Origin of the sequence: Priestia sp. BR_2 (genome assembly GCF_041954005.1) — a bacterium.
In the GTDB taxonomy this organism is placed as follows: Bacteria; Bacillota; Bacilli; order Paenibacillales; family Paenibacillaceae; genus Paenibacillus_AQ; species Paenibacillus_AQ lautus_A.
In genome coordinates this window covers 184,546-206,166 of sequence record NZ_JAVFHM010000312.1, presented here as the reverse complement: position 1 = coordinate 206,166, position 21,621 = coordinate 184,546, and the positions used below count along the sequence as shown (strand labels likewise).

21 protein-coding genes are annotated in these 21,621 nt (G+C 52.3%); 15 read left to right on the top strand and 6 right to left on the bottom strand.

What is annotated here, in order from left to right; translation table 11 throughout:
• The first annotated feature begins 14 nt into the window (after positions 1 to 14).
• From RB298_RS27700 to RB298_RS27680, 5 genes are all read left to right on the top strand, one after another.
• A complete protein-coding gene (locus RB298_RS27700; protein ID WP_486049590.1) occupies positions 15 to 857 on the top strand; it encodes a sulfurtransferase in 843 nt (280 codons plus the stop codon).
• Positions 858 to 995: 138 nt separating this feature from the next.
• On the top strand, positions 996 to 1,775 hold the full coding sequence (locus RB298_RS27695; RefSeq protein ID WP_096776373.1) for a helix-turn-helix domain-containing protein: 780 nt from the start codon (positions 996 to 998) through the stop codon (positions 1,773 to 1,775).
• A gap of 159 nt (positions 1,776 to 1,934) precedes the next feature.
• The gene (locus tag RB298_RS27690; RefSeq protein ID WP_096776372.1) at positions 1,935 to 2,831 is read left to right on the top strand and encodes a phytanoyl-CoA dioxygenase family protein; all 897 of its coding nucleotides are present in this window, start codon (positions 1,935 to 1,937) and stop codon (positions 2,829 to 2,831) included.
• 208 nt (positions 2,832 to 3,039) lie between these two features.
• Positions 3,040 to 3,888 (top strand): AraC family transcriptional regulator, encoded by an 849-nt coding sequence (locus RB298_RS27685; RefSeq protein ID WP_486049626.1) that lies wholly within the window; start codon positions 3,040 to 3,042, stop codon positions 3,886 to 3,888.
• A gap of 260 nt (positions 3,889 to 4,148) precedes the next feature.
• Complete coding sequence (locus RB298_RS27680; protein WP_277746766.1) at positions 4,149 to 4,667, top strand: DinB family protein; 519 nt, start codon at positions 4,149 to 4,151, stop codon at positions 4,665 to 4,667.
• 74 nt (positions 4,668 to 4,741) lie between these two features.
• Here RB298_RS27680 and RB298_RS27675 read toward each other — a convergent pair whose 3' ends face one another.
• The gene (locus RB298_RS27675; protein WP_096776369.1) at positions 4,742 to 5,770 is read right to left on the bottom strand and encodes a LacI family DNA-binding transcriptional regulator; all 1,029 of its coding nucleotides are present in this window, start codon (positions 5,768 to 5,770) and stop codon (positions 4,742 to 4,744) included.
• A 316-nt stretch (positions 5,771 to 6,086) separates the two neighbouring features.
• Here RB298_RS27675 and RB298_RS27670 point away from each other — a divergent pair, with 316 nt between their 5' ends.
• The 3 genes from RB298_RS27670 to RB298_RS27660 all read left to right on the top strand — a co-directional run bounded on the left by RB298_RS27670 (position 6,087) and on the right by RB298_RS27660 (position 10,572).
• A complete protein-coding gene (locus RB298_RS27670) occupies positions 6,087 to 7,136 on the top strand; it encodes a 2,3-butanediol dehydrogenase (protein ID WP_036659887.1) in 1,050 nt (349 codons plus the stop codon).
• A gap of 191 nt (positions 7,137 to 7,327) precedes the next feature.
• A complete protein-coding gene (locus RB298_RS27665; RefSeq protein WP_486049588.1) occupies positions 7,328 to 8,086 on the top strand; it encodes an ABC transporter ATP-binding protein in 759 nt (252 codons plus the stop codon).
• On the top strand, positions 8,083 to 10,572 hold the full coding sequence (locus RB298_RS27660; protein ID WP_486049586.1) for an FtsX-like permease family protein: 2,490 nt from the start codon (positions 8,083 to 8,085) through the stop codon (positions 10,570 to 10,572). Before RB298_RS27665 ends, RB298_RS27660 begins: the two co-directional genes overlap by 4 nt.
• A gap of 143 nt (positions 10,573 to 10,715) precedes the next feature.
• On the opposite strand, the gene RB298_RS27655 is transcribed toward RB298_RS27660, so the two are convergent.
• Positions 10,716 to 11,720 (bottom strand): FecCD family ABC transporter permease, encoded by a 1,005-nt coding sequence (locus RB298_RS27655; RefSeq protein WP_486049584.1) that lies wholly within the window; start codon positions 11,718 to 11,720, stop codon positions 10,716 to 10,718.
• Between the two features lie 2 nt (positions 11,721 to 11,722).
• Positions 11,723 to 12,763 (bottom strand): FecCD family ABC transporter permease, encoded by a 1,041-nt coding sequence (locus tag RB298_RS27650; RefSeq protein ID WP_015737052.1) that lies wholly within the window; start codon positions 12,761 to 12,763, stop codon positions 11,723 to 11,725.
• Positions 12,764 to 12,914: 151 nt separating this feature from the next.
• On the opposite strand from RB298_RS27650, the gene RB298_RS27645 reads away from it, so the two are divergent.
• The 3 genes from RB298_RS27645 (at position 12,915) to RB298_RS27635 (ending at position 15,245) form a co-directional block, all read left to right on the top strand.
• Entirely contained in the window at positions 12,915 to 13,931 is a 1,017-nt protein-coding gene (locus tag RB298_RS27645; RefSeq protein WP_096776364.1) for an iron-hydroxamate ABC transporter substrate-binding protein, read from the top strand.
• 147 nt (positions 13,932 to 14,078) lie between these two features.
• Positions 14,079 to 14,783 (top strand): RNA polymerase sigma factor, encoded by a 705-nt coding sequence (locus tag RB298_RS27640; protein ID WP_486049581.1) that lies wholly within the window; start codon positions 14,079 to 14,081, stop codon positions 14,781 to 14,783.
• Between the two features lie 87 nt (positions 14,784 to 14,870).
• On the top strand, positions 14,871 to 15,245 hold the full coding sequence (locus RB298_RS27635) for a VOC family protein (protein WP_192570807.1): 375 nt from the start codon (positions 14,871 to 14,873) through the stop codon (positions 15,243 to 15,245).
• 152 nt (positions 15,246 to 15,397) lie between these two features.
• On the opposite strand, the gene RB298_RS27630 is transcribed toward RB298_RS27635, so the two are convergent.
• Entirely contained in the window at positions 15,398 to 15,541 is a 144-nt protein-coding gene (locus tag RB298_RS27630; protein ID WP_009595787.1) for a hypothetical protein, read from the bottom strand.
• A gap of 250 nt (positions 15,542 to 15,791) precedes the next feature.
• Between RB298_RS27630 and RB298_RS27625 the strand changes: the two genes are divergently transcribed.
• The gene (locus RB298_RS27625; RefSeq protein ID WP_192570808.1) at positions 15,792 to 16,544 is read left to right on the top strand and encodes an exodeoxyribonuclease III; all 753 of its coding nucleotides are present in this window, start codon (positions 15,792 to 15,794) and stop codon (positions 16,542 to 16,544) included.
• Between the two features lie 113 nt (positions 16,545 to 16,657).
• Here RB298_RS27625 and RB298_RS27620 read toward each other — a convergent pair whose 3' ends face one another.
• A complete protein-coding gene (locus tag RB298_RS27620; protein ID WP_486049578.1) occupies positions 16,658 to 17,557 on the bottom strand; it encodes a LysR family transcriptional regulator in 900 nt (299 codons plus the stop codon).
• Between the two features lie 144 nt (positions 17,558 to 17,701).
• On the opposite strand from RB298_RS27620, the gene RB298_RS27615 reads away from it, so the two are divergent.
• Both RB298_RS27615 and fabV read left to right on the top strand, forming a co-directional pair.
• The gene (locus tag RB298_RS27615; RefSeq protein ID WP_486049577.1) at positions 17,702 to 18,451 is read left to right on the top strand and encodes an SDR family NAD(P)-dependent oxidoreductase; all 750 of its coding nucleotides are present in this window, start codon (positions 17,702 to 17,704) and stop codon (positions 18,449 to 18,451) included.
• A 222-nt stretch (positions 18,452 to 18,673) separates the two neighbouring features.
• A complete protein-coding gene (gene fabV / locus RB298_RS27610; protein WP_486049575.1) occupies positions 18,674 to 19,864 on the top strand; it encodes an enoyl-ACP reductase FabV in 1,191 nt (396 codons plus the stop codon).
• Between the two features lie 115 nt (positions 19,865 to 19,979).
• On the opposite strand, the gene RB298_RS27605 is transcribed toward fabV, so the two are convergent.
• A complete protein-coding gene (locus RB298_RS27605) occupies positions 19,980 to 20,672 on the bottom strand; it encodes a GyrI-like domain-containing protein (protein WP_096776359.1) in 693 nt (230 codons plus the stop codon).
• Positions 20,673 to 20,767: 95 nt separating this feature from the next.
• Here RB298_RS27605 and RB298_RS27600 point away from each other — a divergent pair, with 95 nt between their 5' ends.
• Complete coding sequence (locus RB298_RS27600) at positions 20,768 to 21,262, top strand: GyrI-like domain-containing protein (RefSeq protein WP_096776358.1); 495 nt, start codon at positions 20,768 to 20,770, stop codon at positions 21,260 to 21,262.
• The last annotated feature ends 359 nt before the right edge of the window (positions 21,263 to 21,621 follow it).

The following is a 21,621-nucleotide window of genomic DNA, read 5'->3' as shown; positions in this document are numbered from 1 at the left end:
GGGACGAGGAGCCTATGTCAAATATCGTAAGCAAGGAATGGGTGCTGGAACAGCTGCAGTCGAATCCGGGTCAGCTTGTCGTTGCGGACGTCCGATTCAGCCCGGGCGATGCGAATTACGGCTACGAGGTTTATCAGCGCGAGCATGTGCCCGGTGCCGTATTCGTTGATTTGAAAAAGGATTTGACGGATTCTCCAGGCGAGCACGGCGGCCGGAGCCCCTTGCCGCATACGGAGGAGCTGGCCCGGAGGCTCGGCAAGCTCGGGATCGATGCGAGTACGCCCGTCGTTGTCTATGACGATGACCTTCGCCCGGAAGGTGCGCGGTTATGGTGGATTTTGAAATACCTGGGCCACGGTTCGGCATATATATTGGATGGAGGATTCGCCGGCTGGAAGTCGGCCGGATATCCGCTCACCTCGAAAAGAAGCGAGGCGGCTCCGCGCGTATTCCAGCCGAACGTGCGGGAGGAATGGCTGGCTGATGTGAATGAGGTGAGGGCAAAGATCGGCATAACCGGCGTGACCCTGCTCGATTCAAGGGATTGGAAGCAGTTCACGGGAGAAACGGCACCACAGGATCCAGTGGCCGGACATATTCCGGGAGCGGCGCATGCCTATTGGAAGGACGGGATCGATGAAGACGGGACGCTAAAGGGAGCCGAGCGGCAGCGGGAGCGTTTTGCCGGGTTGTCCTTCGATGATGAAGTGATTGTATATTGCGGATCTGGGTTGTCGGCTTGCCCGAACGTGCTGGCTTTGCGGGAAGCCGGGTACCGCAAGGTGAAGCTGTACGCAGGCAGCTGGAGCGATTGGATCAGCTACAAGGACCATGAGATTGCCGCAGGTGAAGATTGATCATGGATCATGCTGAGACTGCAGCAAGTTAAGGTGCTTCTCGCAGGTTATCCCGACTTGACGTAAGGTTTATCGACGGTATAGTTGAAATCATAACCGTTCGAAATCGACATGCGGCAAGGGGGATTAACAACCTTGATGGAATGTAAAAGTTTTATTGGCGCGCATGATGAACATTGGGAAGATGACGGCTTAAGAAGCCACCAGGAACTTGAGATTACGTTGATAATGGAAGGTAGCGGCCGCTTTTGCGCGCACGGCAGGGAAGCGAGAGTGGAATCCGGGAACGTGGTTCTCATTCCGTCCGAGGTTCCCCATTCGTTCCACGCGTTGTCTCCTATACGCTTCGGCGTCCTTTTGGCAGACCGCATTCCGTCTGAGGTGAAGGAGCTGTTCGACAGGCTTATTCAGGATGGCGGCACTCGTATCATCGCCCTGTCCCGTCTGGATCGGGACCGTTATGAACGCTTGTTCCGCGAATGGCTGAGAATCCGTTCTGCTCCGTTGAAAGACCCGATTCGGAATTATGCGGTTTGGGTGGAGCTGCTTTTATTGTTTCTTAACGAACACGCCTATTCCGATCATCAGGCGCTGTCCATCTCGTTCATCGGCGACTACATCCGTCAGCATATCCGGGATCCAATGCATGTCTCTACCCTGGCGGAAATGGCGGGGCTGTCCGAGGATGGCTTCCGCAAGCAGTTCGCCAAAATATACGGCATGACCCCGAAGCAGTACCAGCAGCAATGCCGGCTTGCGGAAGCGAAGTGGCTCTTAAGCTCCTCCGATAAAGACCTCCAGTCGCTTGCCGAATCGGTTGGCTTCTCCCAGCTTCACTCGTTCTCGCTCTGGTTCAAAAAAATGGAGGGCTGCCCCCCATCGGAGTGGAGAAACCGACAGCGCCTATATCATCACTAACGCGCTTACGATAGCCTACCGCGGATGCAGACGGGTTTTGCGTAAATTTGGTTCGGTTTTCGGTAACGACTTCCTCTTTCAGATCCAATAGGATAAGGATACTTGAAGCGTGGATGTTTCGCTTCAGGTTATCCTGACGGACAGAAAGGGAGGTTTGTTATGAAGGTGACCATCGGACAACGGGAACTGGAGTGGGGAGGTAAATACCTCACGGAATTAAGAGACTGCAATGACATGCTGGAGGATACGGTCGCGCTGCGAAACCGGCTGCGGGAGGAAGGATATCTCCTGATTCGCGGTTTCCATAAGCGGGAACAGGTCTTGAACGCAAGAATGGAGTTCTTGAATAAACTCGGGGCCATGGGCAGACTGGATCCCCATGCCCTTGTCGAAGACGGGATCATCGGATCGGAGAACAAGGGCGGAATGTGGGGCGGCAGTACCGAAGAATTACAGCCGGATTTCCCCCAGTTTTTGGACGTTGTCAATTCGCCAGTGGTGCTGGACTTCTTTGGACGATTGCTGGGCGGAGCCGCGATGACATACGACTACAAGTGGCCGCGCGCCGTCGCTCGCGGAGGCAATACCGGCGCTCATTACGATGTTGTGTATATGGGTAGAGGCACGAAGGATTTGTACACTATGTGGACGCCGTTTGGGGATATCCCTCTTGAAATGGGAACGTTGGCGATGTGTCTCGGGTCCCAGCATTTTACGAAAATCAAGATGACCTACGGTGAAATGGACGTTGATCGTGACAATGTTGCCACGGGCTGGTTCTCCGAGGATCCCGTCGAGATTGTGGACCGTTACGGCGGGCAATGGGCGACGACCGCCTTTGAAGCCGGCGACGCCATTATATTCGGAATGTATATGATGCACACCTCGCTGAACAACAGCACCAACCGTTACCGAATCAGCGCGGATACCCGTTATCAGCTTGCATCCGAACCGGTGGATGAGCGATGGATCGGCCGCAAACCCAAAGGTCATTATGCTTGGGGACGCACACCGCAGAAGTCCGTAGCCGAAGCCCGCAAGGAATGGGGAGTATAAGAGTTCTAATGGCTTAAGCTCAGATTTGCAAGTAGAGTACATCGCAAAAAAAGAACACAAAGCTCGTCGACCAGATCACTGGAGGCATGGCCATGAAGCCGTGCCTCTTTGTTATTTTTATGCGGTGAAGGCAGGCGTATCATGCTCCGCATGTTGCATTTGGCAGGAAGCATTTTATTTGAGGCGGGAGGGATTTCATGTGAAGGAGATGGTCTTCGAGCATGCCAATATGAAGTATGGCATACCTTCGGACATGGAAAGAAAGGGCGGAATCTGGATTCTCCGTGCAGGCCGGAGTTTGGCCAGACCCAACTACAGCGTCGGCCCCAAAATATCCGAGAACTATGCGCTGCATTTTGTCCTGAACGGGAAAATCTCGCTGGCATTCGGGGATAAGGTAGTTACGTTGTCGGCAGGGGATGCCTTTTGCCTGTTTCCTCATACGAGGTACAGTTATTGGGAACCGAACGGCGATCCCGAACCGAAGCTGCGCATGCAGTGGATCGTCTTGGACGGAGAAGCAGCGGAGAGCGCATTGACCCGAATCGGGCTGCACCCCTCCACGCCCTTTCTGCATAACGTGATGAAGGGCGGGCTGCAGGCGGTGCTGGATCAAATTTACGGGTGCTTGGATGACGATACCATCGGTCACGAGTTTGGACGGCAGAAGCGGTTGTATCAGCTGTTTGAACTTTTGGCTGCCGCCCCGGCCAAAAGAGAAACGAAACCGAATTGGCTCGAACAAAGCGTGCATTACATGGATTCCCACTACATGGAAGGGATCACGGTGACGGATGTGGTCCATCAAGCCGGCGTGCACCGGACGCATCTCTACTGCGAATTCATTCGGGTGCATGGCATCAGTCCGAGCCATTATTTGATGAAGCTGCGGATGGAGCGGGCAGCGGTTCTGCTGACCGAAACCGACGTGTCCGTGACGGAGGTGGCGTTCTCGCTGGGATATTCCAATCTCCACACGTTTTCGAGAGCATTCGCTAAGTATTATCGCATATCGCCTACTTCGTATCGGCTGCAGTATGCGCCGGTTCCGACCTAGGTGAACGCAAAACAGGCATGCCGCACAAGGCTGTGACAGGGAGTTGCATGGAACCTGTCGCGGTCTTTTTTTGTTGGAACTAGAACCATACGATGATTCACGCTTATTTGGCCGCATATATGCTAGAATGGGATTAGGTAAATTTCAGGAGGCGTTCGAGATGAAAACAACAATCGTACACGGGCAAACTAATATGGGGATTAGCGCATAATTGCCCTTAAACTGCGTGCTTCCCCGCCTATGAAAAGGGGAACAACGATTTGAAAACATGGATCTTACAGCAGCATGATTACCACGTATGGGCAAACCGGAAGGTTTGCGAATATTTGCAGGGGCTTTCGGAAGAGGTATACCGCAAGGAGATTGTCAGCGTCTTTCCATCCATTTATGACACGATGGTGCACATCTATGTCATTGATTCCGGCTGGCTGTCGTTCTTTAACGCGGGCGGAGTCACGGAGATGTCGCCTGCGTACTTGGAGAGTCTGAAGGATTCGATTGCTCGGCTGGTTGCGGAAACGGAAGGCAAACGAATCGAAGAATTGGGCCGGTTAATGGACGATCTGGCTGCACGCTTCCGGTTGTTTATCGAACAGCACGAGAATCTGCACACCATCTATCCGTCCGGAGCTTTTAGAGCCAGCTGCCTGGATTATATTCAGCATATGGTCAATCACGGGACCTATCATCGGGGGAACGTAACCGCCATGCTCCGGCAAATCGGACATCCCGGCACGCCTACCGACTATGGCTATTATTTGTATACGATAAGCCATTAGGCGTTCATGATTCATAATGGGAAAGAGCCCGGAACATCGCGTTCCGGGCTCTTCTTTACGGGTCCGAATCACGCTTAGTCGATTGTTGCGGTTCGGATCACGGACACGCTCGATTCCCTGACAATAAGCCTCGGCTCGAATTGCACGCGCTCGAATTGCCCGGTCTTTTGCTCGCGAAGCCGCTTCAGCAGCAATTCCGTCGCAAGCCGGGCCACTTCATCGCCCATGATGGACACCGAACTGATCTGAGGCGTCGTGACGGTGGTCCATGCGTTGTTATCGATGCCGACGACCGCCACATCGTCGGGAACCCGAACCTTCAGTTCCTTAAAACGGTTGACGATGCCGATGGCAACCATATCGTTAACCGCGTAGATGGCGTCCGGCATATGCCTCAGGCCATAGAAATAGTCCGCCGCGCGAACCCCTGTCTCAAACGAGAAGTCCTCCCCGAAATAGACAAGCGACGGATCGACTTTCTGCAGCGACTGTTCATAAGCCCAATAGCGCTCTTCGATTTTATCCTTGGGCGCACCGGCATAGGCGATTCGGCTCCGCCCGATTTTCAGCAGATGCTCCATGACAAGCCTGCCCTCCTGGCGCGCGAGGCCGACGATATCGGCTCTATACTCTTCACCCAGTTGTTTTCCGTAATTAATGATGGAGACGGGGAGGCTCGATTTGTTAATGAGGTCGCCAAGCGTTTTGGGATAGGCCAGCGGCATGATAATCAGGCCGTCCACGTGCAGTTTTTTGATATCCCTCACGATTTCCAGCTCGTTCCGTGCGTTCCCGGCCGTATTGATCTGAACGACCCGATAGCCGTGCTGTTTGGCGGTCTGTTCGACCGACCAGGCGATTTCCGGGATGATCGCATTCCGGATGTCGGGCACGGCGAGAGCGATTTGATTCGTCTGGCGGACCTTCAGGCTTTGAGCGGAGGTATCCGGACTGAAGCCGATTTCCTCGATCACCTGCATGATCCGCGCTTTCGTTTTCGGGCTGATGCCCTTGCTGTCGTTGATGGCTCGGGACACGGTTGCGATACCGACGCCCGCTTGTTTGGCGACATCTTCGATCGTTACTTTTCTGGGGTTCACCATATTCGATAAATTCCTCTCTATATCGGAAACGTTTCCTGTGTATGTGCGAATACAAGATGGGATTGAAGCCATTAACTATATTATAACATTAAGCTCGTCTCTCCATCACGGGATTCGCAGGGGAACAACTGGAACAAGCAAGCGATGCTGCATTTCCATGGCAAAGGCAGGGGAACGGCAGTCTGCAGTTGTCCATGACATTTCATACATTTTCGTGGAACGGGTTTGACAGATTGTCAAAACTGTGACATATTTGATTTCGGAAACGTTTCCTATTTCATTTTTATTTTTTCGAACCTATAAGGAGATGAAGACGATGCAAGCATTGCGCTGGCATGGAGTAAAGGACCTGCGTTTGGAGACGATCGCAGAGCCGCAAGCTACGAACGGAAAAGTGAAAATCAAGGTCGAGTGGTGCGGGATTTGTGGCAGTGATCTGCACGAATACGTGGCCGGGCCTATATTTATACCTGAGAATACGCCTCACGCCCTTACCGGAGAACAGGCTCCGGTGGTTATGGGACATGAGTTTTCCGGCCAGGTTGTAGAGGTTGGCGAAGGCGTTACGAAATTCAAGGCTGGCGACCGCGTGGTTGTAGAGCCTGTCTTTGCATGCGGATCATGCGAAGCTTGCAGACAAGGGAAATACAATCTGTGCGACAAAATGGGCTTTCTCGGGCTCGCCGGCGGCGGCGGCGGTTTCTCCGAATATGTCGCTGCGGATGAGCACATGGTTCATAAAATCCCGGACAGCGTTTCTTATGAACAGGGAGCTCTGGTGGAACCTTCGGCAGTCGCGCTGTACGCCGTGCGCCAAAGCCAGCTGAAGGCTGGGGATCGGGCGGTCGTATTCGGTGCCGGGCCGATCGGCCTGCTTGTCATCGAAGCATTGAAGGCGGCGGGAGCATCCGAGATTTACGCCGTGGAGCTGTCCCCGGAACGCAAACAGAAGGCCGAGGAATTGGGGGCAATCGTCATTGATCCGAAGGCCTGCGATGTGGTAGAAGAGCTTCATCGCCGTACCGGTGCCGGAGTCGATGTGGCATTCGAGGTGACCGGAGTTCCGCCGGTTCTCACCCAAGCGATCAACTCGACGAAGATCGGCGGACAGATTATGATTGTCAGCATCTTCGAAACCTCCGCTCCGATCGTGCCGAATGACATCGTGATGAAGGAACGTAACATTACCGGAATCATCGGCTATCGCGACGTATTCCCGGCTGTGATCAGCCTGATGGAAAAAGGCTTCTTCCCGGCGGATAAGCTGGTCACCCAGCGGATCAAACTGGATGAGGTTATCGACCGGGGCTTTGAAGCCCTGCTTAAAGAGAAGAACCAAGTGAAGATCCTGGTGAGCGCTCACTAATATCGAAGCTGCATGGCTTATGAAAGACCGCGTAACGCGGTCTTTTTTTCTTTGGATGTTTATGCCAATAAGATATCAAACTAGTCAATTGCATTCCATGGATTCCATGAGATTACATATATAACCAAATCTGATATACTCAGAGAGTATTTTATCCAGGTATAGACAAATAAATCGAGTGGAGGGATTGGATGAATCAGAAGAGTTTGTTATCGGTTCGCAATATCCACAAAACCTATGATGGAGACGGATTTAAAGTTCAAGCGCTAAAGAATGTTTCGTTTGGGCTGGCGGAGGGCGAATTGGTGGCGATTATGGGAACCAGCGGCTCCGGAAAAAGCACCCTGCTTAACATTATCAGCTCCTTGGACACCCCTAGCTCAGGCAGCATCGAGTTAAAGGGAGAGGTCATGGACCATATCTTCGTGGAACCTCATGCAACCCGCTACCGACGAGAAAATATCGGTTTTGTATTTCAATCTTTTCATTTATTGAATGATTTAAACGTAGAAGAGAACATGGCGATTCCCTTGATCTTGCAAGGGGCATCGGAGGCGGAGATTCAGCACAAAGTCCAGGACATGCTCACTCTGCTTGGACTTGCGAGCTGGAGGAAGAAACGGCCTGTTCAGCTGTCAGGGGGACAGCAGCAGCGGGTAGCCATCGGCCGGGCGCTGATTACGAATCCGCCGCTGCTGCTGGCAGACGAGCCGACCGGCAATCTGGATTACAATACCTCAAAGGAAATTCTTGAAGCTTTGGTGGAGATGAGAAGCGCCTTCAATCAAAGCATGATTATAGTAACGCATGATCCGAATGTAGCGGTTTATGCCGATCGGGTGTTATTTTTCCATGACGGTCAAATCGTGGATCAGTATGAGAGCAGCGGAGAGCGAAAGATGGATCCGATATTGAACATATTCAAGAAGATGATGGAGTTATCCGCATGATTCATTCCCTACGAGGCATAGCTTTTCGTATACTGGCCCGTAACAAGTCGATTCTGTCCTTTTCCGTGATTAGCATAAGTTTGGCCGTGTTTCTGATGATCACGATGTCTTCATTCATGGCGAATGCCAACCGTTCCATAGACCACGAAGTGAAGTTGCAGTATGGCGATGTCGATATGGTGGTGGGATACATTAACGAAGTGGATCATGAGACATCAAATCAACGCATTATGGATTTAATGCAGTCCACAGGCGGGGTACGACAGGCCTCTCCGGTCATGCTGTCCCGGATGTTCGTTAATGATCTCGCTGCACCTGTAGCCGTTGCCGGTATTGAGGATGACGCGTTGTCGATGAGCCGATATCATTTCACAGCATATCCGGGACGCGGGGAGTTGATTCTGAACGAGTCGCTTGCAGAGGAGTTACAACTGCGGGTGGGCAGTCGGATGAAGGTTGAAGGGAAAGCGTACACAGTCACGGAGATCATTGGCGATCCGGTTGCCGCTGCAGGTACCACATCGGATCTGCTGCTTATGAACCGGGAGGAAGTCAGGCAGATTAAGGCTGCAGGAGCCCAGCATGATGCGGTGTCAAGTTATGTGATGGTGCAGGCGGCGGATGATACCGACTTACTGGTTCTGAGTGAGCAGTTACAAGAGCTGGAGCCCGGGCTAACGATCGAGATTGCCGCGCAGAATTCAACATTGAAGGCGGGCTTGTCTATCTTGGGCAATTACATCCTGGTCATCTCGGTCCTGATTGTTATGGTCATCTCCCTGTTGATCGTGTCCAATTTCGAAGGCATGCTGCATAAATACCGCTTCCAATTCGCCGTTCTCAGGTCTATGGGCGCGCAAACCGAACAGTTGTTTAAGATAGTGTTCATCCAATGCACGGTTACGAATGGGCTCGGTGTTCTGAGCGGCTTGCTGGTATCCCTACTAGGTTACACTTACATTATCCCATGGATATCCGGACTGTTTCTGGTTCCGCTGACGGATAGCCGTTTTGATGTTGGAGTTGCGGCGATGGTAGCGGTGGCAAGCTTTATCATCCTGGAGTTATTTATGTTGATTCCTGCTTACAGAAGCACCAAGATACTGCCGCTTAAGATGCTGGAGATGAACCAGAATACCGATTTTAGAGGGCGAAAGGGACGAAAAGCATTAGGGAAAGTGCTGATGGCAGCCAGCCTATTTTGCATCCTTTTTGGGGTTGCATTCTCGGGTACCCCGTCAGCTAACCCGGAGTTAAGCTTTTTAATGGGATTTCTATTGTTCGTATGGTCCGTGTTTACGATGGTTCCCGTATACCTTCCCGGTGTGTTGGCTAAGGTGTCGCCTGTGTTGAAGCTTCTAGGGGGGCGAGTTTCTTATGTTGCTGTCAAAAATCTTGTGCCGCAGGTCAAGAAAAACACCTTCGTTATTCTGACGATCAGCCTTGCCATGATGATTGCCGTCATCGGCTCATCTCTTCTGAATACGATACAGCATAACGAACGGAATTATATCAAGACGCAGTATGCCACGGATATTCAGGTAGTCGACCGGCTGGAGAACTCGTCATCGATTGACCCTGAGCAATTAAAGCAGCGGATTTCTGAATTGGAGGGGATACAGGAAGTCAGCACCGTCAGCAGATTAAGCCCTGCCAAACAGGGACAAGACGGTAGGGTTATCGACTATGCGTTGGCTGATTTGGAAGCGTTGGCGGCTCAGCGGCTGCTGCCGAAAATTTCGGATGTAGGGAATGCCGTTATCGTATCCAACCGTTACGCTGATGAACATGGGTTAAGCATCGGCGACTCGATTGCTTTGTCGGTATACCAAGAAGAAGATCCAGAGAACTTCAAGAATGCGGGAACATTGACGGTAGCGGCCATTACGGAGCCATTCCAACAGGCGGATATGTATATCGATTGGTCGAATGCAGCCTTCCATACGAAGTTTACGGTTTTTGGTACAGCTTATATAACACCAGTGAACGAGATTGCGGCATTAAATCAGCTGGAAGGCATCAAGGGGCAGTTCCCAACGGTGGATATCAGCAGTTATGCCCAAGCTCTGGAGAATTCAAGCAATATGTACACGCGGGTATGGTCTTTTTTCCTAAGTGCTATCATTGTGATTATGCTAAGCGTGACCATCGGCGTATTTAATTCCCTCATTAACAATATTTACAGCAAACGTAAGGAATATGCCGTATTACGGGCTATATCCGTGGACAAAAAGGGTCTCGTCGGGATCATTCTAACGCAGGTGCTGCTGTACCTCTGTATCGGCATGATTGTGGGGATTTCGCTCGGGATCGTTCTGCTGTATGCATTTAGGCTGATTGACCCGGCACCTGTCCATATTCATGCAACATTCGTAACTGCGATCATGGGAATCATGTTGACTCTGGTGTTAGCCGTATTCATTCCATATGCCAGGAGCCTTGCGAACAAAAAGGTTGCGTCCGAGCTGAATCATAGCCACGTATAGCGGTTGTACCAGCAATTGGCTGGGAGTAGGTCACACAGGCAATTTAATATTCAAGCTCAGACGCATGATACAAAACAACGGCGATTTCCTCCTGCATAGACCGGGAGGCGATCGCCGTCTTTTTTTGTTAAACCCATTCCACCTTAATCCTTGATCAACAAATAAATAAAGTAGGGTGCTCCGAGACAGGAAACGACCAAGCCGACCGGGATTTCGGAAGGGGCCATCAGGTTCTTGCCGATCATATCGGCCACAAGCAGCACCAGCGAGCCGAGAAGCGCGGAGACAGGCAGCATTCCTTGATGACGGGGACCCACCAGCTTGCGTGCCAAATGCGGAGCTACGAGTCCGAGGAACGCGATGCCGCCGCCAACGGCGACGCAGGCGCCCGCCAGGGCAACGGAGATGAACAGCAGCGTTCTTCGCTCGCGCTCGACCGTAACCCCAAGCCCCGCAGCCGTGTGGTCTCCCAGGTTAAGCACATTCAAATTTTGCGATTTATATACCGCCCAAGGAACCAGGAACAGGATCCACGGAAGGATCGCAACGACATACTCCCAGCTTGCCCCCCAGATGCTGCCGGACAGCCAGATGGTGGCCTGCATGAAATTGTTAGGGTCCATCATCAGCTGGAATACGATAATCAGCGCCCCGAAGGCCGCGTTGATGCCGATCCCCACAAGCACCAGCCGGATCGGCGTGACGCCTTGCTTCCAGGCCAGCGAATAGATGAGGAAGGCGGCAAGAAATGCACCGACTAGCGCGGCAAAAGGCATGATATAGACGGACCATATGCCGGAACTGAAAGAGCTTCCTTGAAAATAAAAAATATACAGTACGACGGCCAATCCTGCCCCGGAGTTGATGCCCAGAATGCCCGGGTCTGCCAGCGCGTTTCGCGAAACGCTTTGCAGTATGGCGCCGGAGACGGCGATTCCCGCGCCGATCAGGATGGCAATGACCATGCGGGGCAGGCGAAAGTGCATCAGGACGGTATAATTCTGTTCGGAACCTGTCCCGCTGAACGCTTTGACCACTTCGGCCAGCGGGATTTTCATCGTTCCCATATTCAGGCTGACCAGGAATACGGCAATGATAGCCAGCAGCAGGATCATGGATACGGAGATGATTTTTCTCGTTGTATTCATCGTTACAGCCCTCTCCCTTCGCGCCGTGCAAGATAGAGGAAGAAGGGAACGCCGATCATCGCCGTAATTGCGCCGACCGGCGTCTCGAACGGAGGATTGATCATCCGCGCACCCACATCGGCAAACACCAGCAGAAGTGCTCCCATGACGGCGGAGCAAGGGATGATCAGTCGGTAGTCGGGTCCGACGATGAAGCGGACGATATGCGGGATGACGAGCCCCACGAATCCGATCGTTCCGCCTACAGCCACCGCTGCGCCTGTCAGCAGCAGCACAACGAGCGTGCCCAGGAACTTGACGGTTCCCGTTTTTTGGCCAAGCCCGGTAGCGACTTCCTCGCCCAGGCTCATGACGGTAATGGATCGGCTGAGCGCCAGCGCAATCAGCAGCCCGACGATGGCGACGGGGATCAGGAGTTTCACGTTCACCCATTGCACGCCCGACACGCCACCGGCATACCAGAAGCTGATATCCTTGGCAACGTTAAAGCGGATGGCAATGGCCGAGGATATCGAGCTCAGCAGCGCGGTAACGGCTGACCCGGCCAAGGCCAGCTTGACAGGCGTCAATCCCCGTTTGGATAACGAGCCGATCAGCAGCACAAGCCCGGCCCCCAGGCCGGCGCCTGCAAAAGATAACAGCATGAGCGCAGTAATGGATGGCGACTCCATAAAGGCAAACCCGATCGACATCATGAAGGAGGCACCGGCGGTGACGCCCATAATGGAAGGGGAGGCGAGCGCATTCCTTGTCATGCCCTGCATGATGGCTCCCGATACGGCCAAGGAACCGCCGATCAGCGCAGCTGCCAAGGCCCTTGGCATTCGCAGTCTCTGGATAATCTGATGCGGGGTGGAATCGGCATCGAAGCGGACAAACGCCTCCCATATGGTGGACAGTTTAATGTTCGACGCGCCATAGATAATCGAAGATGCCATCGCGGCAGCCAGCAGACCAAGCCCCAGGAGAATGACGGCCGCCGCTGTTTTGGGACGGTAAATGGATTTTGCGGTTGTTTTGTGATTGGGATGATTTGCCTGCATGTTCACCTAAACCTTTATGTTGATAAAAATATTGAAATAACGTATTGTAAATGAGAATGAATTTCATTATCATGGTTAGTGTTATTATATCACTTCATGCGTAGAATGCTAGTGATTGCGCCAAAAAAATATACATAGGGGGAAAGAAAAGATGAGTCTTTTCAAGAAAAAAATATGGATTATCGCAGGACTGCTGGCGGCTTTAACGCTGCTTGCAGCTTGCGGTAACAGCAAGGACGCAGCCGGTAACGAGCCGACGGGGACGCCAACGCCAAGCGAGCAGAACGGCGGCACCGAAGCCAAGCCGGAGGAAGGAAGCACGGAAGCGAAGACGGAACGAACGTTGACGGACGCCATGGGCCATGAAGTGAAAATTCCGGCTGAGCCGAAACGGGTGATCGCTTCTTACTTGGAGGATAACCTGGTGGCATTGGGCATTACCCCGATCGCGCAGTGGTCGGTCAAGGGCGGAAGCGTCCAGGATTACCTGCAGGATGCGTTAAAAGACGTGCCGACCATTGAGCATGATCTTCCTTTTGAAGCGGTAGCAAGCTTTCAGCCGGACCTGTTGATCATGGACTCCGCTTCTATGGTAGAAGGCAATAAATACAGCCAGTACAGCAAGATTGCTCCTACCTACGTCATCGGCAACGAAGTCAATAACGATTGGCGCGAAGAGCTGAAGAAAGTGGGCGAAATCTTTGGCATGGAGGAGGAAGCTCAAGCGGCGCTTGATCGTTACGAGCAGAAGGCCAAGGATGCCAGGGATCAAATCCAACAGGCGATCGGCGGTGAATCCGCTGCGGCTATATGGCTTGTCGGCGGCAAATTGTTCGTTGTCAGCGAGACGCTGTCCAGCGGCGCCGTTATGTACGGCGACTTGGGACTTACCGTACCGGGCGTGGTGAAGGAAATCTCGGCATCGGCTACCGGCAACTGGTCCTCCATTTCCCTGGAGAAATTGGCCGAGCTCGACGCGGATCATCTGTTCTTTATTAACAGCGACGGCGAAGGCGCCGAAGTGCTTCAGGATCCGCTCTGGGCGAATATTCCGGCCGTCAAGAACGGCAACATCTATGAATATGGAAAAGATACAAGCTGGCTCTATACCGGCACGATTGCCAACAGCCAGATCATTGATGACGTGCTGGAAAGTTTGGTGAAATAAACGCTGTCAGAGTGAACAAAGCAGCCGCCGTCCGATATTGTCGGGAGGCGGCTTTTTGGTATGGATATGGATATGGGCTAAGATAACATGCAAACCTTGAGCAGGAAAATACGGGCACTCACAGAACTAGTTAGCGAGGTGGGAATCATGATGCCGAAGTATATGCCGGACTTATCCAACATCCAGACCAAGCTGCACCGATACTGCATGCGAATCTCGGGGGATCCATGGGAAGCGGAGGATCTGCTGCAGGATGTCATGATGAAGGTAATGCGGGCCGTTAAAACCGACCCTGGAAAACATCTGTCCAATGCCTATTTGTTTCGCATCGCAAGCAACGCGTGGAAGGACCGACAGAGAAAGGATAAGCCCGGGATGAGGGTTTCCGAGAATGTATTAGGAGATAGGGCGGCCGAAGATGACGGCTTATCCACCAGGGAGCTTTTGGAGGTCTTAGCGGACCGGTTATCGCCACGTGCGATGGTGATTTTGCTGCTTATGGACGTATTGGATTTCACGGCCAGGGAGACGGCCGAATTTCTCTCCATGTCCGAAGGGACGGTTCAGGTGTCGCTCGGACGTGCGCGAGCCAGACTGAAGAAGCTGCATCGCATGCAGCAAACAGGCGATGAACCTAAGCCGCAGGAGAGAGACCCAGCGGGTACATCCGCAGCACTGGATATGGATGCGCTTGTGATAGCTTTTCGAAGAAGAGATCCCCAAGCGATTTGTACTTCGTACCTTCAACTGACCAAGCTGCGCATCAGAATAAGCAAATTGAGCCGGGTTGGCGGAGTCCTTGCATTTTATATGGAAGATCCGGATGGAAACGTGTGGAAATTTACGGAATAAAATTTGGACCCTGTTTGGTTTTAGCCCGAAATATCGTTTCTTATGTGTTGGAAGCTATTTAAGCAAATCAAAGAGGAGGAAGGTTGGTTGAAAAAATCCCTATTGTACGGCGTTGGCATTTTCGTACCGGTGAGTGATCTAAAGCGTTCGACGGCCTGGTATACGGAAATGCTCGGATTTGAAGTGATTCACACGGATGAACCGAATGCGGTTGTCATGCGAATGAACGATGAGAAGGTATCCTTTTGCCTCGTGCGTTCCTATCAGGTGAAGCAGCCGGAATTTCCCAAGAATGATTATGGTGTGGGGCAATATTTCAACCTGCATACCACGAATGTGAGTGAAATCCATCAACGACTGGTTGCCAAGGGAGCCGACGTGACTGAAATTGAGGATTTTGGCGGGTTCAAAGGATTTTCCCTGACAGATCCGGACGGCAACCGCTTCGGGGTGACAGAGTAGCGACGGCGAGGAGCAGAATGGTTATAACCGATCAGGCATACGTGTTCGTCCAGATGATCGTTAGGAAAAACACCCATCTCATTGCCTTGGCATGGATGGGTGTTTTAGCTGCGGTGATTATCGAATGGGCATCGACAGCCGTATCAATTCCATTATTCCTGATCCCGACAATGCTCTTCGGCCGCGGAGGTGAACTCCTCTTCGTTCTCGGAAGCCAGCTTGTCCCCGTATTGATCCAAACGTTCAGGGCTGCTGGAAGGGCCGTCGTTCTTAGGCTTGCTGTTTCTGCCAGTCATTTGCTGCACTCCTCCTTTCGTGGGATTCTCATCGATTGGGTGCGAAATGACCGCACTCCGTTTACGTTTATGTTGTTCCTGATTTGGGGCGGGATTATGCACGCAAGGCCTCATCTTATCGTTTCATGAAGTTATGATGAAAGGGGCGAAGCTTCTTGTTCGTTACACCCGTGACATGATACCATTATAGAATTTAGAAGATTCATAGATTCAACGCGCAAAACGATATGGATACCACGGAGGTTACGATATGAAGCTAGTATCATGGAACGTCAACGGATTGCGGGCCTGCGTTACGAAAGGCTTTATGGATTATTTTAATGAGGCGGATGCCGATATATTTTGCGTGCAGGAAACGAAACTGCAAGCGGGACAGATCGAGCTCGATCTGGGTCCGGAATATCAGCAGTATTGGAACTATGCGGAGAAGAAAGGATACTCGGGAACGGCGGTATTTACGAGAATCGCCCCATTGTCCGTTCGCTATGGCCTGGAGGAAGACAGCGAGCCCGAGGGCAGAGTGATCACGCTGGAGTTTGAGGACTTCTATCTCGTGAACGTATACACGCCGAACGCGAAGCGCGACCTGAGCCGGCTGGATTATCGGCTGGAGTGGGAGGAACGGTTCCGCACTTACCTGCTTCAGCTCGACGAACGCAAACCCGTGATCGTATGCGGGGACTTGAATGTGGCGCACCAGGAAATCGACCTGAAAAATGCCAAATCCAATCATGGGAATTCCGGCTTCACGCAGGAGGAGCGCGGCAAAATGACCGATCTGCTGGCTGCGGGCTTTATCGATTCCTTCCGCCACTTCTACCCCGACCGTACGGACGTATACAGCTGGTGGTCCTATATGGCCAAGGTGAGGGAGCGGAATATCGGCTGGCGCATCGATTATTTCCTGACGTCTGCCCGTTTAGCCGAGAAGCTGAAGGATGCCGAGATCGACTGCCATGTGCTCGGAAGCGATCATTGCCCGGTGAGTTTGACGCTTGAGTAATTCATTAACATAATTACGGAGCTTGTTAAAAAACCAACCGGCGAACGGGGAGACTGGTATAATGCCACGACCCTATTTGCCGGTTGGCTTTTCATTCGGCGAACCTAAGCCCCTTATCCAATCTGATGCTTCAGCTTGTCCAGAAAGATCGACGCCGGCTTCGACAGGTGGTGGGTTCCGGGCTGTACCCACCCGAAGGAGGAAGCGGCGAGGCCGGGAGGCATCTCCAGCTCCAGCGTCACGATGTTTCCCGAAGGAACGGAGGCGAAGCTGGTGAAGGACAAGTCGACCCCTACCGTAACCGCCACATTCTCTTCGACGAGCTTCTGTATGACCCTCGTCTGGTTGGTGGAGAATAGCACATCCATGTCCCCGTACTGCTTCTGGAATACATCCATCAGCTTGAACAGATTGTCATCCTTATACAGTACCAAGGGATACTCGCGGAGCTCTTCGGGCGTGATCGATTGCCGCATGGCGAGAGGGGATTGGCGACTGACCCCCACCACGAATTTGCTCTCGAGGAGCTTCCCGAAATGCAGGCCGCGATGCTGATGAATGATGGATTCATCAACGAAGATCAGACCGATATCCGCGTGATTCTGCTTAATATCCTCAATAATATCGAGCGTCGCTTTCTCCGTGATGTCGAGTTTGATTTGCGGAAAGTCTTTTTTGAACCGGATAATGGCATCGATGGACAGCGTTAAAGGCACCGGTACGGTAGCAATCCGCAATGACCCGCCAAGCAAATTAGAATAGCCTTCGGCCTCCGCCCTCAGCTCCTGAAATTGCTCCAAAATGGCATAAGCTTTCTGCAGGATCCGCTGACCCTCGGCCGTAGGTACGGCACCAAGCCGGGAACGGGTGAACAAAGAGAAACCAAACTCGTCTTCCAGGCTGGACACGGCTTGGCTCACCGCGGAAAGGGTAACGTTGCAATTGTGGGCTGCCTTGGTTAACGATCCTGTCTTGGCCGTCTCCACGATATATTCCAATTGTTCGAGATTCATATGGCTTCATCCTTAAATTTAAGTTAAGTAACATTAATTATGTTTAAATTTACTTAAATATAACCCGGCATTACAATGAACACAAGGACATGGACACACAATGTTCAAATCATAACGCTATTTTACCCTAGGAGGTCATTGATAATGTCAGAACAACGTGTAGCGGTAATTACCGGCGGAGCGAGCGGAATCGGTCGCCAAGTCTCCCTTAAATTCGCAAGAAAAGGCGATCGCGTCGTCGTTGCCGATTTTAATGAAACTGCCGGGCAAGAGACCGTCGAAATGATCAAAGCAGAAGGCGGCGAAGCTTCATTCGTTCAAGTCGACGTTTCCAAGCAAGAAAGCGTCGAGGCGCTTGTGGATAAAGCGGTTGAGCTCTACGGCCGCATCGACGTCATGCACAACAATGCCGGCATTGGCGGCGCCGGGCCGGTCCTTGAACAAAATATGGATCTTTACCATCGCACGATTAACGTGAATCAGCACGGGGTTGCCTACGGTATCATCGCGGCAGGCAGAAAAATGAAAGAACTGGGCATTAAAGGCGTTATCATCAACACGGCTTCCGTATTCGGCTTCTTGGCTTCGCCGGGAACATTTGCTTACCATGCGACAAAGGGTGCCGTCATCATGATGAGCAAATCCGCCGCGCTTGAACTGGCGCCATACAGCATTCGTGTCGTGGCTGTTGCTCCTGGAGCCGTCGATACACCGATCATCCAGGGCTATAAAGATTCCGGCATGCTGGATTCCATGAGAGCCAAAGTCATGGGCGGAGAATTGACGCAGCCCGAGGTGGTCGCCGATACCGTGTATCTCGTGTCGCTGGATGAAGCGGCTGCGATTACGGGCAGCGTGGTCATGGCCGACCAGGGCTATGCTTCATTCAAATAATCCGTTCGGTATTTTATGGTAGCAGATATAGCGCATTAAACATAAAGAACCTCTCTTTGGAAGGAATGCAGGCTGAAGCCTCCTTCAAACCAAAGGGAGGTTTTCTTGATTTTCCCGTCAAAACATTTCCTCTCTCCGCAAAAAACAGTTAAAATAGAGGGGAACTTGGCAGACCATACATAAGGTATGAAACGACGGATACGAAAAGAGAGGTATATAAATATGATCATTAAACCTAGAACACGCGGATTTATTTGCACGACATCCCATCCTGTAGGCTGCGAAGCCCAAGTGCAGGAGCAGATCGATTATGTACTGAAGCAGCCCGGAATCGAAGGGCCGCGCAATGTGCTGGTCATCGGCGCCTCCACGGGGTACGGCTTGTCGGCCAGAATAGCTGCCGCATTCGGCGCACGGGCGAATACCGTGGGCGTGTATCGTCCAAGCCAGGCCACCGAGAAACGGACCGCATCCGCGGGCTGGTACAATTCGGCCGCTTTCGAGAAGGCAGCGGCTGCCGCCGGCTTGAAATCGTACAGCGTGACGGGAGATGCCTTCACGCAGGAGACCAAAGCCAAAACGGTTGAACTGATCCGCAAAGAGCTGGGCCAGGTCGATCTCGTGGTCTACAGCGTTGCGTCGGCTCGCCGCACGCTCCCTGAAACGGGCGAGACGGTCAGCTCGGTATTGAAGCCGATCGGACCAGCGTATACCAACAAAACGGTTAACTTCCACACCGGTGAAGTGACGGAGGTTACGATTGAACCGGCAACGGAAGAGGAAGTGAAGAACACCGTTGAGGTCATGGGCGGCGACGATTGGGAATTGTGGATGAACGAGCTGGCGGAAGGCGGCGTATTGGCTCCTGACGTGACGACCATTGCGTTCTCTTATATCGGCTCCGAGATTACCAAGGCCATTTACCGGGACGGATCTATTGGTCAAGCCAAGGATCACCTGGAGGCCACCGCGCTGAAACTGAACGAGAAGCTTGCCACCGGAGGCGGACGCGCATACGTTACGGTGAGCAAAGCGTTAGTGACTCAATCCAGCTCGGCGATTCCGGTCGTGCCGCTGTACGTATCGGCGCTGTACAAAGTCATGAAGGAAAAGGGGCTGCACGAGGGCTGCATCGAGCAGATTTACCGTCTGTTCTCCGATCGTCTCTATAACGGGCAAGAAACCCCAGTGGACGAGAAGGGCCGTATCCGTATCGACGATTGGGAGCTTCGCGAGGACGTTCAGGCCGAAGTAGCCGAATTGTGGAGCAAAGTGACCAGTGAAAATATCGAAGAATTGACCGACCTTGCCGGTTACCGCCGCGAGTTCTTCCAGCTGTTCGGCTTTGAAACCGACGGCGTGGATTATGATGCGGATGTAAATCCCGTGGTCGACAATCCGAAAGCCATTTAATCGAGCAAAGGCGAGCTCCGGAAAGAATCCGGGCTCGCTTTTTTATATCGCCAAGGGGTAAACCTGAATATGCGCATATGCAGCGGACCATTTCCCGAAAGTGAAATTCCCTGATTCAGGTTATAGGGATGTAGATCTGGGTCTTCGAGGCATGCATCGATGTTCTCAGCTCCAAGCTGTAGTGTTCGGGGTTCGGCATAAGTCCGCGTTGTTTCAGCAGCTGAAGAACATAGGAGTAGGACTGGTCGGTATCCTCCCGCTCGGAATGGCCCTCATGGGTGTACATCGCATACTCCTGCGTTGGCAGGGTTAAACTCACCATCCGCTCCGGCATATCCCGGATCGTGCTGACCTCGAACCCTGCTACATAATGATAGATCGGCTGCCGATTCAAAACAGCAGCAATAAACAAGGGGTTCGGCGTTTTATGGCGGATATAGGGAATCTCCTCCATCCGGTTTTGAAGCTCCTGCCACAGCCTGGGCTTGAGGGCCTGAGACATGTAATAGGCCGTGAAGGGGAGCTTCATCTCCAGGCCGACGATCAGCGTCCGCGGTTTGATGATCCGCTGAATGGTCTCGTTCGTCTGCTCGGATCGTTCCCGCTTCTGCCGAGAAGTCAGGATGGAATAGCCGCCATTCTTTCCTTCATTGGCGTATAAGGGAACGCCTAGCCGAGACAGTTCATGAAGATAGCGGAGCATCGTACGATACGAGACCGAGAATTCCTCGGCTAACTCGCCGACGGTGAAGTTCTGCCGTTCATACACTCGCTGCATGACGTTAAGGATCCGTTCGGTTTTGGGCATAAATCTGCTCCTTGAGTATTTTATATACTGTGACAGTTTCTGGCATAGTTCAAGTATATAATGAAACTAAAAAGAGGATAAAGGAGTATTTACCGATGAACATCGATCAACGAAATGAAGCAGCGGTTACAAGAAAGCCGGCATTTCAGGCGGTTGGATTGAAATGGGAGGGCACATTTGCCGAGGCAGGCGCGGGCGGAATCCGGGCGGTGCAGCGGACGCTGCAAGAGCGGCTCGCGGAGATTCCTCACGCAATCCATGCGGACACCCTGCTGGGGTTATCTTACCACGCGGCTCCCGGGGGTGACGGATTCATCCATTATGCCGTCGTCGAAGTGGAGCGGATTGAGGAAGTACCGGAAGGGATGGTTACGATATCCGTTCCCGCATTAACCTATGCCGCTTGTTCCCATCGCAAAGGGCAGAGCATCGACCAATCTTACAACAATATCTATGCCTGGATTGCAGAACAAGGCTACTCGGAATACAACCCGGATCATTTAACGCATTTTGAACAATATCCGATGAGTCAAGACCCGTATACGGATGACCCTGAGTTTATGATCATGATTCCCGTTCAAACGGAATAGCCGGATCTGACAGGAACACCGCAGGCAACAAAGGACGGACTTTCTAGCCTTATATACAAACTTATGCGAAAAGCCGCAAACCGCTCTGATGAAGAGCGGTTTTTTTTATATTTCCATCTTGATGCGCATGGAGGATATCTAGTTTATCCGCCTGCCGACGCGTTAATCAGTATAGAGTAAACGATTGATCATTTTGGGCCCTATCCGGTGCTCATCGGCACGGCGGCATTGTTAACGGCGGGATGGTTGGAGCTGGGGCTGTTTCATTTCGGCAGGAAAACATGATGGGGACTCACTGCACCGTAGTCGGCCGTGATTTATGACTTTTGATGCGGTGAGCCCCTAAACATGTCTTCAGC

What these genes read in the sequence shown, in the direction of transcription:
- RB298_RS27600 (WP_096776358.1), top strand. Translation starts at nt 20,768, where the DNA reads ATGAACATCGATCAACGAAATGAAGCAGCGGTTACAAGAAAGCCGGCA.
- RB298_RS27625 (WP_192570808.1), top strand. Translation starts at nt 15,792, where the DNA reads ATGAAGCTAGTATCATGGAACGTCAACGGATTGCGGGCCTGCGTTACG.
- RB298_RS27615 (WP_486049577.1), top strand. Translation starts at nt 17,702, where the DNA reads ATGTCAGAACAACGTGTAGCGGTAATTACCGGCGGAGCGAGCGGAATC.
- RB298_RS27670 (WP_036659887.1), top strand. Translation starts at nt 6,087, where the DNA reads ATGCAAGCATTGCGCTGGCATGGAGTAAAGGACCTGCGTTTGGAGACG.
- RB298_RS27660 (WP_486049586.1), top strand. Translation starts at nt 8,083, where the DNA reads ATGATTCATTCCCTACGAGGCATAGCTTTTCGTATACTGGCCCGTAAC.
- RB298_RS27690 (WP_096776372.1), top strand. Translation starts at nt 1,935, where the DNA reads ATGAAGGTGACCATCGGACAACGGGAACTGGAGTGGGGAGGTAAATAC.
- RB298_RS27695 (WP_096776373.1), top strand. Translation starts at nt 996, where the DNA reads ATGGAATGTAAAAGTTTTATTGGCGCGCATGATGAACATTGGGAAGAT.
- RB298_RS27700 (WP_486049590.1), top strand. Translation starts at nt 15, where the DNA reads ATGTCAAATATCGTAAGCAAGGAATGGGTGCTGGAACAGCTGCAGTCG.
- RB298_RS27650 (WP_015737052.1), bottom strand. Translation starts at nt 12,763, where the DNA reads ATGCAGGCAAATCATCCCAATCACAAAACAACCGCAAAATCCATTTAC.
- RB298_RS27645 (WP_096776364.1), top strand. Translation starts at nt 12,915, where the DNA reads ATGAGTCTTTTCAAGAAAAAAATATGGATTATCGCAGGACTGCTGGCG.
- RB298_RS27675 (WP_096776369.1), bottom strand. Translation starts at nt 5,770, where the DNA reads ATGGTGAACCCCAGAAAAGTAACGATCGAAGATGTCGCCAAACAAGCG.
- RB298_RS27685 (WP_486049626.1), top strand. Translation starts at nt 3,040, where the DNA reads ATGGTCTTCGAGCATGCCAATATGAAGTATGGCATACCTTCGGACATG.
- RB298_RS27630 (WP_009595787.1), bottom strand. Translation starts at nt 15,541, where the DNA reads ATGACTGGCAGAAACAGCAAGCCTAAGAACGACGGCCCTTCCAGCAGC.
- RB298_RS27655 (WP_486049584.1), bottom strand. Translation starts at nt 11,720, where the DNA reads ATGAATACAACGAGAAAAATCATCTCCGTATCCATGATCCTGCTGCTG.
- RB298_RS27640 (WP_486049581.1), top strand. Translation starts at nt 14,079, where the DNA reads ATGATGCCGAAGTATATGCCGGACTTATCCAACATCCAGACCAAGCTG.
- RB298_RS27620 (WP_486049578.1), bottom strand. Translation starts at nt 17,557, where the DNA reads ATGAATCTCGAACAATTGGAATATATCGTGGAGACGGCCAAGACAGGA.
- RB298_RS27605 (WP_096776359.1), bottom strand. Translation starts at nt 20,672, where the DNA reads ATGCCCAAAACCGAACGGATCCTTAACGTCATGCAGCGAGTGTATGAA.
- fabV (WP_486049575.1), top strand. Translation starts at nt 18,674, where the DNA reads ATGATCATTAAACCTAGAACACGCGGATTTATTTGCACGACATCCCAT.
- RB298_RS27665 (WP_486049588.1), top strand. Translation starts at nt 7,328, where the DNA reads ATGAATCAGAAGAGTTTGTTATCGGTTCGCAATATCCACAAAACCTAT.